Source organism: Halomonas saccharevitans (assembly GCF_900116405.1).
Lineage (GTDB): Bacteria > Pseudomonadota > Gammaproteobacteria > Pseudomonadales > Halomonadaceae > Halomonas > Halomonas saccharevitans.
On sequence record NZ_FPAQ01000055.1, the window covers coordinates 1 to 15,047 of the forward strand.

Below are 15,047 nucleotides of genomic sequence, written 5' to 3' on the forward strand. Positions count from 1 at the left end.
TGCACCTCGGCGATGCCGCCGACAAATGGTGGCCCACCTTGCTGAAGGGGCTGCCTCGGCTGACGGCCTTGGCCTGACACCCAGCGTCACCAAGATTGACTCGCCAAGTAAGGCGGCCACAACGGAGGTCGACGGCCACGGCTGCGCCGGCGCCAGACATCAATTCCTGATCGTTATGAAAAGATCGGCCAAAAGCCGAATCGGGTATATGCCAACCGTCTACCAAGCGACCGCATGAGGTTGAAGCAGGTCGGTACCGGCAATCGATGGACTCAACACGCTCGTTCTGTGCCCTGATGAATGAGGCGGGCTTAGGTAAGCTCCATCCAAGGGATCTAATCTGACAACCCAAAAGAAAAGTCGCCCAACTGGACGACTCAGAGAGCTCAGAAATGCCGGTCAAAAAAAGGATGGCACCACATGCCAATTGAGATCCAGACAGCATTAATAGGATTATTAGGCTCAACAGTTGGTGCATTAATAGGCTCAGGAGTAATTGGATATCTCCTGAACATAAAAAAAGAAAAATCCGAAGCTGACAAAAAAACATACTTTTTCGTAAAGTCGATGGTCGCTAACAACGACATGACTCATCTCAGAGAAGCTAACTTCTATGACGGCGTCCCAAAGAAAATCGTCGAGAATGTCTACGATCTAAACTACTGGTCAGAAACCCCAGGATATTTCAAATTCCACAACAAAAAACTCAACCAGCAAATGGACAAGCTATTAGAAGCTGCCAAGGAATTCGCCGAAGAAGTCCCTAACAAGACATTGCCCGAAGGCCCTAGAGGAACTCAAACAGTTACCACAATGACTGAAAGAGCTAGGAGCGACCACAGCTTAAGAGAAAGGCATAGACGAGAAAGTGATGAGCTAGTAGGTGTTGCAGAGGCCGTATACCTGGCTGTTAACAATCTTGACAACGATGCCATAAAAGAGCTGCGTATTTCTCCCGCTGAAATACAAAAAATTGCAGCAGCAGAAAAATAGCCGCCCGAGTGGGCGGCCTGCTGCTGGTGTCGGTTGTGGCTGGTGAGTGAGCGGACTATCGCCGGGTCGGATCGAGGCCGGTGCCCTCTCCGCCGCTCAGCGAGTAGGGATCGAACTGCACGATCTCCTCGCCGGCCCACTCGTTGATCTCCCGCATGGTGGCCTGGAGGGGCTCAAGCTCGTTCGCCACGAACACGCGGGCGGCCTTCTCGACGTCGCCGAAGCCACCGGTGTTCTGGGGGATGATACCCATCATTTGGGGCGGGATGCGGTGGCCAGCGAGCTGATCGTCCCGGGTGATGTTCTTGATGTTCCAGAAGTCGTCCTTGGCCGCCACCTCGCTCACCGGGATCACCTGCACGCCGTCCTTCTTGCCGTTGGGCGAGTAGAGGAACAGGTTGCGGAAGTTGCCCGGGCCCTTCGAATCCTTGAGCGCCTGGCGCATGGCGTCGATGTCCTTCTGGTCGTGGGCCGGGTCGTTAACGTACATGATGAAGCCGGCGTGGCTGCCGTTGAGGTAGTAGCGCCGACGGAACAGCGTGGCGCTCTCGTTGAGCCAGGCCGACTGCAGGCTGCCGATATAGTCCGGCACGCCGTAGATGCCCTGGTCGATGTCCGGCTCGAGCAGGTGCACCACCCTGCCCCGCGGCAGCTCGGTGCGCTCCAGGTAGTTGGGCGCCCACCAGTAGCGATCATTGAGCCCGCGGCGCATGTACTTGGCGCCCAGATGGCGGAACGGCAGCCGCTTGCCCAGCCGGCCGCGCACCTCCTCGAGATAGCCGTTGCCGAAGACCAGGTAATCCAGGGCCAGCGCCGAGAACGCCCGGCGGCCCAGCAGCGGGTGCGGCTTGAAGGTGCGCAGCAGGATGTTGCGCTTCACCTGGAGCGCCGAGCCATGGTGCGCCGTGGCCCGGTAGGACTTCGCCAGGATCTCCAGCGGCACCGGCGGCTCGTACCACTCGTCCCCCGACAGGTAGATCCCCTCGTAGAAGGCGTCGCGCATACTGGTGACCGGCTCCGGGTCGCCGAAGCTGAACGCCTGGGCCTGTGGCGCCGTGGACAAAGCGGTCGATTCGATTGACGGACTGCCGCCATCGCTTGACGAGTAAGCCGGAACGCGGACGCGGGGTTTCTCGGTGGCGGTCATTCGTACATCTCCATGAGGGACTGGCCGGCCCCCTCGGCGGGGCCGTCGATCGGTTCGTGGCTGAGGGCGTGCATGGCGGCCCAGGCCAAGTCGGCGTGGCCAGTGGCCTGGCTACGCCCGCTGGTGTAGGTGTACTGGCGGCCGGAGGCGGTGAGCTCGCGCTTGATGGCCATGAACGACTGCGCCATGTCGCTCCAGCCGGCATCGAACTCGAGCCGGCTCTTGCGCATGATCTGCTGGGCCTGCATGACCAGCCGGCCCTTCACCGCCGGGTCATAGCGGAAGCGGGTCAGGGTCGGGAACCACTTCTCGACGTGCTCGGCCACCGCCTCGCCCAAGCCGCTGACGTCGATGCCGATGTGCTCGATGCGGTACTGGGCCTGGAACGACTTGATGAAGTCGGCCTGGGCCGCGTAGTCCTCGCCCTTGAGGCGATGGCGCTCCAGGATGCGGTGCTTCTCGTCAACGGTGCGCGCCGGCAGCACCACCACCAGACCCGCGCCGTCGCCGTCCTCGCCGGTGCCGGTCGGGTCGTAGCCGATCCACACCCCGCGGTCGCCCACCGGGCGCGGCGCGTAGGGTCGGTAGTCGTCCCACACCTCCCAGGCGTCGACCATGCACGGGTGCACCAGGGTCAGAGGGAACGCCGACTGGCTGTCGTCGACGAACTGGCACATCAGCAGGTTCGCGTACTCGTCGGGGCTGTATTCCAGCTTGAGCTGCTCGAGGTCGAACAGGTCGCAGCCGCCGGCGATCGCGTCCTCCACCGTGACGATCTGCCGCCAGTGGCCGTCGGGGCACATTGCCCCGCCGGCCAGCGCCGCGTGGCTGACGTCGAACTCCTGCCGGTCGGCCTTCTTGCGCCGCTTGTTGAACAGCTCGCCGCTCCAGAACGGATAGGCCTCGTGGCCCAGGCTCGAGGGCGTCGAGAAATACGTCTGGCGCCACTTCTTGTGCATCGCCATACCTGACGTGACCTTGCGGAACTCCTGGAAGCGGTGAATCCAGAAGTACTCGTCCAGGTAGACGTCGCCGTGGTAGCCCTGGGCCGTCTTCGCGTTAGTGCCCAGGAAGTGCAGCTCGGCGCCGTTGTCGAGCACGATCGGATCGCCCTTGAGATCGACGTCGCAGATCTCCTTCACGAATTGGACGATGTAGTTGCGGAAGATGTGGGCCTGCGCCTTGCTCGCCGAGAGAAAGATCTTGTTCCGGCCGTGCTCGAAGGCGTCGACGATCGCCTCGCGGGCGAAGAAGAAGGTGGCGCCGATCTGGCGCGACTTGAGGATGTTGCGGATGCGGTGCTTCTGCCCGGCCTCGTACCAGTCCAGCTGGTACCGGAAGGAGGTCTCCAGGAACGCCGCCTTGAGCTGCTCGATCTGTGCCTCGTCGAGATGGTTGCGGCGGGGCTTCTTCTTCTCGCCTGCGTTGCGCCGCTCGATGTTCGGGTTGAGGTCGCCCTCCTTGCCCGTCTCCTGGTAGCGGTGCACCCGAGCCAGCCGCTCGATCTGCCGGCCCAGCAGGTCAATCTCCTTTAAGTCCCGCCCTTCCTTGGCCTCCTTGCCGATCAGCTGCACCAAGCGCGCCTCGAGCGCCCCCTCCACGCGCTCGGTGGGCGTGGCCTCCTCCCAGCCGTCGCGCTCTTTCCAGCTGTGAAGGGTCGGCGCCTTGATGTCGAGGAACTCGGCGATACGCGCGACCCGCCAGCCCTGCCAGTAGAGATGGCGGGCCGTCAGGCGTGGGGATTCGAGGGTGTCGGGGACTGATGTCGTCATGCGGCCAGCCTACCCGCGCGCCCGAGGGTGCGAAGGCGCGGCCATTTGTGGGAGACGCGCGGCACAACCGCCGGTGATTGAGGCAATCACGCGGGGCGCGGAACCTGACGCCATCGCCCGACCGCAACCCAACGAGGCCACCATGCCCAAGTTCCGCGTCGCCACCGAAGGCGCCACCACCGATGGCCGCACGATCACACGCCAGTGGATCGAGCAGATGGCCAAGAACTACGACCCCGCCAAGTACGGCGCCCGCGTGTGGATGGAGCACATGCGCGGCCTGTTCGCCGATGGCCCCTTCCCTGCCCTGGGCGACGTCACCGCCGTGGAATCTCGCGAGGTCGAGGACGACAAGCTCGGTCTGTTCGTGGAGCTCGATCCCACCGATAAGCTCAAGCAGATCAACGAGCAGCGCCAGAAGGTATACACCTCGATCGAGGTGGACCCGGAGTTCTCCGACACCGGCGAAGCCTATCTGGTCGGCCTGGCGGTAACCGACACCCCGGCCAGCCTCGGCACCGACATGCTGCAGTTCAGTGCCCAGCAGGGCGACGCCTCGCCGCTCGCCGCCCGCAAGCAGACCCCGCACAATGTCTTCACCGCCGCAGTGGAGACCCCGCTGGACTTCACCGCGCCGACGCCGGAACCCGAGAAGGGCGCCGGCCTGCTCGACACCGTGAAGGCCCTGTTCAAGCGCCACGACGCCAAGACCGACCAGGGTTTCGTCGCCTTCCGTGCCGACCTCGAGCAGACCCTCGAGCTGTTCGTGCAGAAGCACCAAGCGCTGGCTGACGACATCAAAGGCCGCCCTGACGCCTCCGCCTTCAACGAGCTGAAGTCCGCCCACGAGGCCACCAAGCAACGCCTCGACGAGCTCTACACCAAGCTCGACCACACCCCCGACACCCCGGAACGTCCGCCCGCCCTGGGCGAACACGCCGGCGCTGAACTCACCGACTGCTGAGGACACCCGATCCCATGCGCAACGATACCCGCCTTGCCTTCAACAACTTCGCCGAGCGCGTCGCCCAGCTGTCGGGTGTGCCCAGCGCCGGCGAGTCCTTCGCCGTCGATCCCAGCGTCCAACAGACGCTGGAGACCAAGATGCAGGAGACCAGCGCCTTTCTGGCCAGCATCAACATCATCGGCGTCGACGAGCTCAAGGGCGAGAAGCTCGGCCTCGGCCTGTCCGGCCCGATCGCCGGGCGCACCGACACCACGGCCAACGACCGCACCCCGCGCGACCTGAGCACCCTGGACGCCAACGGCTACGAGTGCCGCTCCACCGAGTTCGACACCTACCTGCCCTGGAGCAAGCTCGACGCCTGGGCCAAGTTCCGTGACTTCCAGGCCCGGGTGCGCAACATGATCATCCGCCAGCAGGCACTGGACCGGATCATGATCGGCTTCAACGGCACCAGTGCCGCCGTGGCCACCGACCGCGGCGCCAACCCGCTGCTCCAGGACGTCAACATCGGCTGGCTGCAGCAGTACCGCGACAACGCCGCCGCCCGCGTCATGACCGGTGGCGCCACCGCCGGCGAGGTCCGCGTCGGCCCCGGCGGCGACTACGCCAACCTCGACGCCCTGGTCTACGACGTGGTCAACGAGATGATCGACCCCTGGCATCGCGAGTCCACCGACCTGCGCGCGATCACCGGCCGCGAGCTGCTCGCCGACAAGTACTTCCCGCTGCTCCAGGAACACGCCGGCACGCCCACCGAGGCCCGCGCGCTGGACATGCTGATCAGCCAGAAGCGCATGGGCGGCCAGCAGGCGGTCCGGGTGCCCTTCATGCCCGCCGGCAGCCTGCTGATCACCCCGCCGGAGAACCTCTCCATCTACTGGCAGCGCGGCAGCCGCCGCCGCTACCTCAAGGACGAGCCCAAGCGTAAGCGCGTGGAAAACTACGAGTCCTCCAACGACGCCTACGTGGTCGAGGACTTCGGCGCCGGTTGCCTGGTGGAAAACATCATCTTCGGCGACTGGAGCGTATAAGGAGAGCCAGATGCAGAGTCCCGCCCGCAAACACTACCAGCGCGTCTCCGCCGCCCAGGCGGCGGGGACCGCCGATCCCGGCCGCCCCCAGACCGGCGAGCAGTACGAGCTGCACGCCGCCGCGCTGTGGGAGGCCCGGCGCACCCTCAAGGGCATCAAGTCCACCGAGCAGAAGGTCGCCAAGAAGCGCGAGCTGCTGCCGGAGTTCGACGCCTACGTCGCCGGCGTGCTCGAGGCCGGTACCGGCGCCCAGGACGACGTGGTGATGACCGTCATGATCTGGCGGCTCGACGTCGGCGATCTCGCCGGCGCGCTAGCGATCGCCGAGTACGCCCTGCGCCATGGCCTGGACGCCCCCGACCGCTTCGAGCGCGACACCCCGGCAATCGTCGCCGAGCAGCTCGCCGAGGAGGCCATCCGGCAACTGGAGGCACCGCACGCCGATACTGACGAAGGACGCGCCGCCGTCGCCAATGCCGCCGCCGAACTGGCCATGCACCTGAGCCGCGCCGAGGCACTGACCCACGACGCCGACATGCACGACCCGGTGCGCGCGAAGCTGCACAAGGCCCTCGGCTACGCCCAGCGCGCCCGCGGCGGCCACGCCGCGGAGGCCCTCGAGCACCTGCGCCGCGCCCTGGCGCTGAACGACCGCGTCGGGGTGAAGAAGGACATCGAGAAGCTCGAACGCGAGCTCAAGAACGCCGGCCAGGGGACTGCTCAGAACAGCAGCGCCCAAGCCTGACACCGAGTCGCACGCCGACGCCAAGGGGGCACCGGGCGAGAGCGGGCCACGCCCGGCTCGACACCCGGTCCACCCCCTTCCTATTCCGACCTGAGCGAGAGCCGCCGCCATGTCCCTGATCGCCGCCGGTACCGGCACCGCCCTCGCCGACCCCGAGACGTTGGAGAACAACGGCTTCTGGCCGGCCATCACCCCGGCGGACTTCCGTGAGGCCACCCGGCTGGACGGCACCGTCACCGCGCCGCGGCTGGTCCAGGCGCTGCAGGTGGCCATGGCTGACGTCAATCGCCAGCTCGCCGACTGGCAGGCAAAGCGCCAGGACGGCGGCGCCGCAACGCTGGGCGACGTCATCGCCCCGATCTGGGCGCTGCCCAACCACTACGCCCTGCTCTACCGCCGCGCCGTCTACGCCACCGCCCACGCCAGCCTGCTCGAGCGCTACCGCGACGTCTCCGCCACCAATGAGAGCGACGAGCGCGGCGAGGCCAAGGACGAAGCTGCCGACGACCTGCGCCGCGACGCCCGCTGGGCGGTGGCCGAGATCGAGGGCCGCGACCACACCACCGTGGAGCTGATCTGAGATGCCCGACGTGCGCGCCCACCAGGGCGAGACCCTCGACGCACTCTGCCAGCGGGTGCTCGGCCGCACCGCCGGCGTCACCGAGCAGGCTCTGGCGCTTAACCCAGGCCTGGCCGACCTCGGCCCGGTGCTGCCCCACGGCACCCTCGTCACCCTGCCCGACGAACACGCCGCCCAGCCGGCCGTCGCCGACACCATCCAGCTCTGGACCTAGAGGACCCCATGGCCCAATCCGACACCGTCTCGAACAGCCGATCGATCTTCGAGCGGCACCTGCAAACCGGCATCCAGCTGCTGCTGGTCGCCCTGCTCGGCTGGGCCGGTCTCAAGCTCGTCACCCTGGGCGAGAACACCGCCGTGCTGCGCGAGCGGCTGACCTACCAGAGCGAGCAGCTCGCCAGCCTGCGCCGCGAGCTGCGCAACTGGAGCGACCTCTACTACCGCAAGGGTGACGCCGCTCGCGAGCTGGGCGACATCAAATCCGACATCGCGAGCCTCGAGGCCCGCGTCACCGAACTGGAGAGCGACTCATGATCTCCCCCCACTTCCAACGTGCCGAGTTCGCCTGCTCGTGCGGCTGCGGCTTCGACACCATCGACACCGAGAGCCTCGCCGTGCTCGAGGACGTGCGCGAGCATTTCGGCGCCCCAGTCATCGTCACCAGCGGCTGCCGCTGCCCCGCCTACAACACGCGGATCGGCGGCGCAGAGCACAGCCAGCACATCCTGGGCCGCGCGGCCGACATCCAAGTGAAGGGCATCGCGCCTGCCCGGGTGCAGGACTATCTCACCGCTCGCTATCCCGGCCGCTACGGCATCGGACGCTATGCCACCTTCACCCACGTCGATACCCGCACCGACGGGCCGGCACGCTGGTAGACCACCACGGGAGATCTCTGCATGAACCTGATCGCTAACATCCTCGGCACCGTCGCCGGCCCGGTGATGGAGGTCATCGACCAGGCCGTCACCGACAAGGACCAGGCCAACCGGCTCAAAGCCGAACTGCGCAGACGACTGATCAACCAGCAGGACGCCGCCCTCCAGGCGCGCATGAAGGTCATCCTGGCCGAGGCCACCGGCGAGAGCTGGCTGCAGCGCAACTGGCGCCCGCTGCTGATGACGGTGATCGTGGCCATCGTCGCCAACAACTATCTCCTCGCGCCATACCTCGGCGCCATGTTCGGCGTCGGCCTTCAGCTGGAGCTGCCCGAGCAGCTCTGGAACCTGATGACCCTGGGCGTGGGCGGCTACATCGCCGGGCGTTCCGGCGAGAAGATCGCCGTCACCCTGCGAGGCCGCCGCGGCCGGCTGATGGATGAGGTGGCCGGCCAATGAACAAGCTCCAATCCCTGCGGGCCCACCTGCTGGACGCCGTCCCCGAGCTGAAGCGCGGCCCCGAGCGGCTGCTCACCTTCGTCCAGGATGGGGGCATCCGCTTCCACCGGGGCCAGCATCTTAGCCACGAGTACCGCATGGACGCCCAGCTGGTGGTCACCGACTACGGCGGCAGCCTCGACACCCTGATGATCCCGCTGCTGCAGTGGCTGTCCCACTACGAGCCGGACCTCGACCCCGAGGAGGCCGTGCGCCTCGAGGCCGAGATCCTGTCGAATCAGGCCTGGGACCTGGCCATGACCGTGCGCCTGACCGAGCGCGTGGTCGCGCTGGTAGACTGCGACACCGGCACCATCACCAGCGAGCACCGCCTGCCCGGATACCCGATCGAGGCCTGCCCGGCCACCAGCTGGAAGCTCTATGCCAAGGGGCCGGGAGAGGACGAGCACGCACTCGAAAGCGAGTGGGAGTCGCCCTGATGGCCGACGACCTCCAGGCCCTCGAGGACTGGGTCACGCCCATGCTGGCCCAGCTCGACCGCAAGGCCCGCCGCACCCTCGCCCGCAAGGTCGCCCAGGACCTGCGCCGAGCCCAGCGCGAGCGCATCAAGGCCCAGCAGAACCCCGACGGCACGCCCTACGCGCCGCGCAAGCCGCAGCACCGCGCCCAGCAGGGCGCCATCCGCCGGCGCACCATGTTCACCAAGATCCGCACCGCCAAGTACCTCAAGGCCCGCGGCACCGCCGAGGGCGCCGAGGTCGGCTTCGTCGGCCGCGTCGCCCATATCGCCCGGGTGCACCAGGAGGGCCTGCGCGCCCGCGTCGATCGCGACGGCCCGCGGGTCAGCTATCCCGAGCGGCGCCTGCTCGGCCTCAGTGACGCCGATCACCAGCTGATCCAGGACTCGGTGCTGCGCCACCTCACCGCCGGCTGAGCCGTTTTTGTGCCCTCGCCCTCGCACAATCGCCACCGCTAGAGCCCCGGGCCTCGCCGCGCAACCATCGCGGCATGAGCCAACACCCCCTGCAAAGCGCCGCCGAGCTGCTGCGCCTGATCCATAACCTGATTCGCCTCGGCACCATCGCCGAGGTGGATCACGGGGTCGTGGGCGAGCGTCCACCGCGCGTTCGCGTGAAGTCCGGCGAGCTGCTGACCGCCTGGCGGCCGTGGATCGAGTGCCGCGCCGGCACCACCCGCGACTGGAACCCGCCCACCGTCGGCGAGCAGGTGGTGATGTTCTCCCCCGGCGGAGATCCCGCCGGCGCCGTGGTGCTCGTCGGGCTGTTCTCCGACGCCTACCCTGCACCGGCCGACCTTCCCACGCTCTGCCGCCGCCTGTTCCCGGACGGCGGCCTATTCGAGTACGACCACCAAGCCAGCGTGCTGCGCATCAAGCTGCCCGGGCGTATCGAAATCGAGGCGCCGGGCGGCACCGCCTGGACCGGCGACATCGACCACCAGGGCGACATGGCCCGCGCCGGCAGCTACGCCCAGGACGGCGGAACGCTGACCCACAACGACGTGAACGTCGGCCACGACCACCCGCACACCGGCGTCGTGCCCGGCAGCGGCCAGAGCGGAGGCCCCGTGCAATGACCGGCATGAACGCCACGGGAATGAATGCAGAGAACGGCCGCTCCCTGGAGCGCCTCGAGCATATCCGGCAGAGCGTGCGCGACATCCTCACCACCCCGATCGGGACCCGCGTCATGCGCCGCGAGTACGGCAGCCTGCTGCCCGAGCTGATCGACCGGCCGCTCTCCGACGCCCTGCTGCTCCAGGCCTACGCCGCCACCGTAATGGCGCTGCTGCGTTGGGAGCCGCGTCTCCGCGTCACCGCCGTGCATCGCAGCGTCAACACCACCCAGCCCGGCCGGGCCACGCTCGAGATCCAGGGCCAGACCACTGACGGCCAGGCCATCAGCGTGGAGGCCCCGATCGCATGACCGGTACCATCGACCTCTCCCAGCTCCCCGCCCCCGACGTCGTCGAGTCACTCGACTTCGAGACCGTGCTCGCCGAGCGCAAGGCCGCGCTGCTCACCCTGGTCGGCGAGAGCCGGCGTGCCGAAGTCGAGGCCACCCTCGAGCTGGAGAGCGAGCCGCTGACCATCCTGCTGGAAGAGAACGCCTACCGTGAGCTGGTCTGGCGACAGCGGGTCAACGAGGCCGCCCGGGCGGTGATGATCGCCCACGCCGATGACGAGGATCTCGACAACCTCGTCGCCAACTTCGAGGTCGAGCGGCTGACGATCGACCCGGGCGACCCCGACGCCACCCCGCCGGTACCGCCCACCTATGAGAGCAACACCGACCTGCGCCTGCGCGCCCAGCGGGCGTTCGAGGGGCTGAGCGTCGCCGGCCCGCGCGCCGCCTACGAGTTCCACGCCCTGAGCGCCGACGGCCGGGTCGCCGACGCCACGGCCACCAGCCCGGCGCCGGCCGAGGCCCTGGTCACCCTGCTCAGCACCGAGGGCGACGGCACCGCCAGCGCGGAGCTAATCGACGTCGTCGACGCCGCGCTCTCCGCCGAGGACGTGCGCCCGGTGGGCGACCGCCTCACCGTGCAGTCGGCGGAGATCATCGACTACAGCGTCGACGCCACCCTCTACGTCTACCCTGGCCCCGAGCAGGAGCCGATCCTCGCCGCGGCACAAGCCGCGCTGACGGCTTACGTCACCGCCCAGCGCCGTATCGGCCGCGACATCCGCATCTCGGCCATCCATGCCGCCCTGCACGTCGAGGGCGTGCAGCGCGTCGAGCTGGCCGCGCCGCTCGCCGACGTCGTCCTGGACGACACCCAGGCCGCCCACTGCACCGGCACCACGGTGACGATCGGAGGCAGCGATGCCTGATAGCCGCACGCCGCTGCTGCCGCCCAACGCCTCGCCCCTGGAGCGCGCCGCCGCCGAGGCCCTGGCCGAGATCCAGCGCGTGCCGGTACCGCTGCGCGACCTCTGGCGCCCGGCGACCTGCCCGGCCCACCTGCTGCCCTACCTCGCCTGGGCCTTCAGCGTCGACCGCTGGGACCCGAGCTGGAGCGAGGCCGCCAAGCGCGACGTCATCGCCTCGGCGTTCTACGTCCACCAGCGCAAGGGCACGATCAGCGCCCTGCGTCGGGTGGTCGAGCCGCTGGGCTACCTGCTGGAAGTCGTCGAGTGGTGGGAGACCGAGCCGGCCGGCACGCCCGGCACTTTCGCCCTGCGCATCGGCGTGCTCGACACCGGCATCACCGAGGCCATGTACACCGAGCTCGAGCGGCTCATCGACGACGCCAAGCCCGTCAGCCGCCACGTCAGCGGGCTGGACCTCGCCGGCGAGAGCCGCGGCACCGCCTACGTGGCCACCACCGCCTACGACGGCGACGTCACCGCCGTGCTGCCGTTCGTCGCCGAGGAAAGCGAGGTCACCGGCCGCTTCTTCGTGGGCGCCACCACCGACAGCACCGACACCGCCACCGTCTACCCGCTGCCCTGATACGCCCTTGAAGAGAGAGAGGAGACCCGAATGCCCCAGTTCTATACGCTGCTCACCGACACCGGCCAGGCGAAGCTCGCCAACGCCGTCGCCCTGGGCCAGACCATAGAGATCACCGAGCTGGCCGTCGGCGATGGCAGCGGCAGCCTGCCCGAGCCGGACAGCAGCGCCGAGGCCCTAGTCAACGAGGTGCGCCGTGCCCCAATCAACGCCAGCCAGACCGACCCCGACAACCCGTCATGGATCGTGGTCGAGCAGGTACTCCCGCCCGACGTCGGCGGCTGGACCATCCGCGAAATCGGAATCTATGACGTCGACGGTGACCTGATCGGCATCGGCAATTACCCCGAGACCTACAAGCCGGTGCTGGCGGAAGGCTCGAGCCGCACCCAGACCGTCAGGTTTGTGCTCGAGGTCTCCGACACCGCCGCCGTCACCCTCAAGGTGGATCCGACGGTGGTGCTGGCGACCCGGGAGTACGTCGACCAGGAGCGAGCCGAGCACGAAGCCGGCCGCGCCCATCCGCTGGCCACCGATACTGAGCGGGGCATGGTGATCAAGGCCACCCAGACAGAGGTGGATGCCGGCATGGACGATGGAAAGTTCATCACGGCGAAGAAGCTCAAGGCCTGGGCAACAAGCTGGGTCAAACAGGCAACCGAAACCGTCGCGGGCATGCTCAAGGTGGCCACCCAGGCCCAAGTCGATGCAGGCACCGATGACAAGATGGCGGTGACGCCCAAGAAGCTCCGCTGGGGCATCGCCTATGACCTGAGCACGCCCGGCTACCTCATCCTCCCGTCCTGGTTGGGTGGCCTCACCTTCCAGTGGGGCTATGTGCAGAGCTCAGGGACCACGTCTATTACCTGGCCCGTGGCGTTCACAACGGAATGCCTTGGCGTGGTGTCAACCGGCGCCGACAGCACAGGCTCCTTGGGCCGCTTCACTCACTACAACCTTTCGACGGCCGGCTGCAGCATTTCTGCTGAGAAAGCGAGCTACTGGCTCGCGTTCGGGAAGTGACCAAAGAGGAAGAGGGACGCACGATGTATGCAAAGTGGATGGAAGGCGATCAGCGTTTCGCGTTCTCGCCAACCGACAACGGCGGCGTCAGTATCACCAAGACCCATCATCGGGAGCTGCTGACAGCCGAGAGCCAGGGGAAATTGCTTCGACCAGACGAGAGTGGAGTTCCAATCACCGCAGACCGCCCGCCGCCGACCATCGAGGAACTGGCTGAGCAGAAGCGCCAAGAGATCGCTACCGCCCTGGCCGACGCCCTCGCCGCCGGCATGCCCTACACCATGCCCGATGGCAGCGAGGATACGGTGCAGATGCTGGCCGAGGACCGCCAAAACCTGCTCGGCCTGGCCATCGAGGCCCGCGACCTCAAGGCCGCCGGCGTGACGGACCCCGTCCAGGAGTTTCGCGGCCTCTCGAACACCCGCTACCCGATGACGCCGGACCAGGTCATCGCACTCACCGACGCGGCCCTGAGCCACTACAAGGTCCTGCTGCAGCAGAGCTGGGACCGCAAGGATGTGATAGACGCGGCCCTGGCCGCCGAGGACCGGGATAAGATCGAAGCGGTGGTGTGGTGAGGCACCGCCGACCGCTCCAGAAAGCACAACGCCCGCCGATTGGCGGGCGTTTTCGATGCATCACACTGGCTCAGGTCGGTACGCCAGTACCTCAGGGATATGCGGGGAGCTCACCCAATGTTCGCTGGAGTCACGAAGTTCCCAGCCGGCATGGGAGTGCCGCAGGGTAGATTGCGTGGTGCCATCATTTCCGGGGCGAACCCAGTAGGCTCGATAAGCTTGGCCGTCCCGCGGCGGGAGGCCGGTCTTGCAACAAGAAGGGAAGAAGCGCTGATGCATCATCATCGATACCTCACGGTATGTCAGTGGATTGATCTGGGGCGTTGCGCCCGATTCACAGCTTAACACAAGTGCCCGCAGGGTGTTGTAACCCCTCAATCCACAATCCGCGCCACTAATAGCATTCATCAAGGATTATCTATAAGCAGTCATGGTGGCGAAAAGACGCGATCGCGGCGGCGCTGGTCGCCGAGGATCGGGAAGAGGTTGAAGCGGTGGTGTGGTAGCCAGCCAGCACAATCTCCGGCAGGGTATCCTGATTGCCAAGGAGGACACGATGGACACCGATCTCGTTATCACATTCGCCCAGCAGCAAACTTACTGGCCAGGCCTTACTGTCACTCAATGGATCTCAAGCGTGGCTGTGCTCGCCACTGTAGGAATCCTGGTGGCCGCCCTAACCCAATGGGGATCGAGTCGCAAGGCTCACAAGCAATCACACCTGCCCATCATTCGGAGTGATTTCCAATTGCCCAGCGAATCCAGCACTGGTCGCGTGGAGATAAAAAACTGCGGATTAGGGCCGGCACTGCTTCAAGAAATAAACATCTACGTATTGGGAGAAAAAGTCGAGGGATGCCTGAGTGAGTCTTCAGAAAAAGCCTTGCTAAAAGTCTTCGCGAAGGCAAACATCAAAACCGACAAAGAAAAAGGAACAGGATTACTAAAAATAGCAAAAACACAAGACTTTCAGAAAAACTACCCAATAAGTGCAAACGAATCTAAAGAAGTTGTTGAGTTCCACCTCACTGGAATGGGCAGCAACGAGGTTTTCAGTGCACAAATTAAAGAGCAAAACCTTCAACTCCTGGATTCATAGAATAACTGCAGCGCTTTGGACCACACGGTAGAGGTAGGAGGGCCAGCGCCGATACCCTCCCTGCTTTACCGACCAAAGTGAAGCAGAGCATGGGATACCGACAGCTGACCCAGATCCAACGATACCAGATCCACGCCCGCTATGACTTGGGCATCAGCCAGCGCCAGATCGGCAGGGAGCTGGGCCTCCACGGCAGCACGATCAGTCGTGAACTGCGCCGCAACGCCACCTCAGGTGGCTATGATCCTGAACAGGCCCAGACGCTCAGTGATCACCGGCGCCGTACCGCGTGGAAGTGG

Annotated in this window: 21 protein-coding genes; 19 read left to right on the top strand and 2 right to left on the bottom strand. The window is 66.1% G+C overall.

Annotated elements, in window-relative coordinates; genetic code table 11:
• Nucleotides 1-420: 420 nt before the first annotated feature.
• On the top strand, nucleotides 421-993 hold the full coding sequence (locus BM388_RS17700; protein ID WP_139233973.1) for a hypothetical protein: 573 nt from the start codon (nucleotides 421-423) through the stop codon (nucleotides 991-993).
• Between the two features lie 55 nt (nucleotides 994-1,048).
• Here the strand turns inward: BM388_RS17700 and BM388_RS16385 are convergent, their stop codons facing one another.
• Both BM388_RS16385 and BM388_RS16390 read right to left on the bottom strand, forming a co-directional pair.
• The gene (locus BM388_RS16385; protein WP_245781579.1) at nucleotides 1,049-2,056 is read right to left on the bottom strand and encodes a phage portal protein; all 1,008 of its coding nucleotides are present in this window, start codon (nucleotides 2,054-2,056) and stop codon (nucleotides 1,049-1,051) included.
• Nucleotides 2,057-2,136: 80 nt separating this feature from the next.
• A complete protein-coding gene (locus BM388_RS16390; protein WP_089852148.1) occupies nucleotides 2,137-3,912 on the bottom strand; it encodes a terminase large subunit domain-containing protein in 1,776 nt (591 codons plus the stop codon).
• A gap of 142 nt (nucleotides 3,913-4,054) precedes the next feature.
• On the opposite strand from BM388_RS16390, the gene BM388_RS16395 reads away from it, so the two are divergent.
• The 18 genes from BM388_RS16395 to BM388_RS16475 all read left to right on the top strand — a co-directional run.
• Nucleotides 4,055-4,876, top strand: a complete 822-nt coding sequence (locus BM388_RS16395) for a GPO family capsid scaffolding protein (RefSeq protein WP_089852150.1) — start codon at nucleotides 4,055-4,057, stop codon at nucleotides 4,874-4,876.
• A 14-nt stretch (nucleotides 4,877-4,890) separates the two neighbouring features.
• Entirely contained in the window at nucleotides 4,891-5,910 is a 1,020-nt protein-coding gene (locus BM388_RS16400; RefSeq protein WP_089852152.1) for a phage major capsid protein, P2 family, read from the top strand.
• Between the two features lie 10 nt (nucleotides 5,911-5,920).
• On the top strand, nucleotides 5,921-6,655 hold the full coding sequence (gpM, locus tag BM388_RS16405; RefSeq protein WP_089852153.1) for a phage terminase small subunit: 735 nt from the start codon (nucleotides 5,921-5,923) through the stop codon (nucleotides 6,653-6,655).
• Between the two features lie 109 nt (nucleotides 6,656-6,764).
• Nucleotides 6,765-7,235 (top strand): head completion/stabilization protein, encoded by a 471-nt coding sequence (locus BM388_RS16410; protein WP_089852155.1) that lies wholly within the window; start codon nucleotides 6,765-6,767, stop codon nucleotides 7,233-7,235.
• 1 nt (nucleotide 7,236) lies between these two features.
• Entirely contained in the window at nucleotides 7,237-7,449 is a 213-nt protein-coding gene (locus BM388_RS16415) for a tail protein X (RefSeq protein ID WP_089852157.1), read from the top strand.
• Nucleotides 7,450-7,457: 8 nt separating this feature from the next.
• Nucleotides 7,458-7,769 (top strand): hypothetical protein, encoded by a 312-nt coding sequence (locus BM388_RS16420; protein ID WP_089852159.1) that lies wholly within the window; start codon nucleotides 7,458-7,460, stop codon nucleotides 7,767-7,769.
• Nucleotides 7,766-8,113 (top strand): D-Ala-D-Ala carboxypeptidase family metallohydrolase, encoded by a 348-nt coding sequence (locus BM388_RS16425; protein WP_089852161.1) that lies wholly within the window; start codon nucleotides 7,766-7,768, stop codon nucleotides 8,111-8,113. The genes BM388_RS16420 and BM388_RS16425 overlap by 4 nt, the downstream gene beginning before the upstream one ends.
• A 21-nt stretch (nucleotides 8,114-8,134) precedes the next feature.
• Complete coding sequence (locus tag BM388_RS16430) at nucleotides 8,135-8,572, top strand: 3TM-type holin (protein ID WP_089852162.1); 438 nt, start codon at nucleotides 8,135-8,137, stop codon at nucleotides 8,570-8,572.
• On the top strand, nucleotides 8,569-9,051 hold the full coding sequence (locus tag BM388_RS16435; RefSeq protein ID WP_089852164.1) for a phage tail protein: 483 nt from the start codon (nucleotides 8,569-8,571) through the stop codon (nucleotides 9,049-9,051). Before BM388_RS16430 ends, BM388_RS16435 begins: the two co-directional genes overlap by 4 nt.
• The gene (locus BM388_RS16440; RefSeq protein WP_089852166.1) at nucleotides 9,051-9,506 is read left to right on the top strand and encodes a phage virion morphogenesis protein; all 456 of its coding nucleotides are present in this window, start codon (nucleotides 9,051-9,053) and stop codon (nucleotides 9,504-9,506) included. Before BM388_RS16435 ends, BM388_RS16440 begins: the two co-directional genes overlap by 1 nt.
• Before the next feature lie 74 nt (nucleotides 9,507-9,580).
• On the top strand, nucleotides 9,581-10,168 hold the full coding sequence (locus BM388_RS16445) for a phage baseplate assembly protein V (RefSeq protein WP_217641096.1): 588 nt from the start codon (nucleotides 9,581-9,583) through the stop codon (nucleotides 10,166-10,168).
• Entirely contained in the window at nucleotides 10,165-10,518 is a 354-nt protein-coding gene (locus BM388_RS16450; protein ID WP_245781580.1) for a GPW/gp25 family protein, read from the top strand. Before BM388_RS16445 ends, BM388_RS16450 begins: the two co-directional genes overlap by 4 nt.
• Nucleotides 10,515-11,426: a baseplate J/gp47 family protein gene (locus BM388_RS16455; RefSeq protein ID WP_089852168.1), complete on the top strand. Its 912-nt coding sequence runs from the start codon at nucleotides 10,515-10,517 to the stop codon at nucleotides 11,424-11,426. The genes BM388_RS16450 and BM388_RS16455 overlap by 4 nt, the downstream gene beginning before the upstream one ends.
• On the top strand, nucleotides 11,419-12,048 hold the full coding sequence (locus BM388_RS16460) for a phage tail protein I (RefSeq protein WP_089852170.1): 630 nt from the start codon (nucleotides 11,419-11,421) through the stop codon (nucleotides 12,046-12,048). The genes BM388_RS16455 and BM388_RS16460 overlap by 8 nt, the downstream gene beginning before the upstream one ends.
• Before the next feature lie 30 nt (nucleotides 12,049-12,078).
• Nucleotides 12,079-13,071: a phage tail protein gene (locus BM388_RS16465; RefSeq protein WP_089852172.1), complete on the top strand. Its 993-nt coding sequence runs from the start codon at nucleotides 12,079-12,081 to the stop codon at nucleotides 13,069-13,071.
• Nucleotides 13,072-13,109: 38 nt separating this feature from the next.
• Nucleotides 13,110-13,649, top strand: coding sequence for a DUF4376 domain-containing protein (locus BM388_RS16470; RefSeq protein WP_175535138.1), 540 nt, complete (start codon nucleotides 13,110-13,112; stop codon nucleotides 13,647-13,649).
• A 556-nt stretch (nucleotides 13,650-14,205) separates the two neighbouring features.
• Complete coding sequence (locus tag BM388_RS17705; protein ID WP_139233975.1) at nucleotides 14,206-14,748, top strand: hypothetical protein; 543 nt, start codon at nucleotides 14,206-14,208, stop codon at nucleotides 14,746-14,748.
• Between the two features lie 89 nt (nucleotides 14,749-14,837).
• Nucleotides 14,838-15,047, top strand: a 210-nt coding sequence (locus BM388_RS16475; RefSeq protein ID WP_139233976.1) for a helix-turn-helix domain-containing protein, incomplete at its 3' end; no start/stop codon positions are given.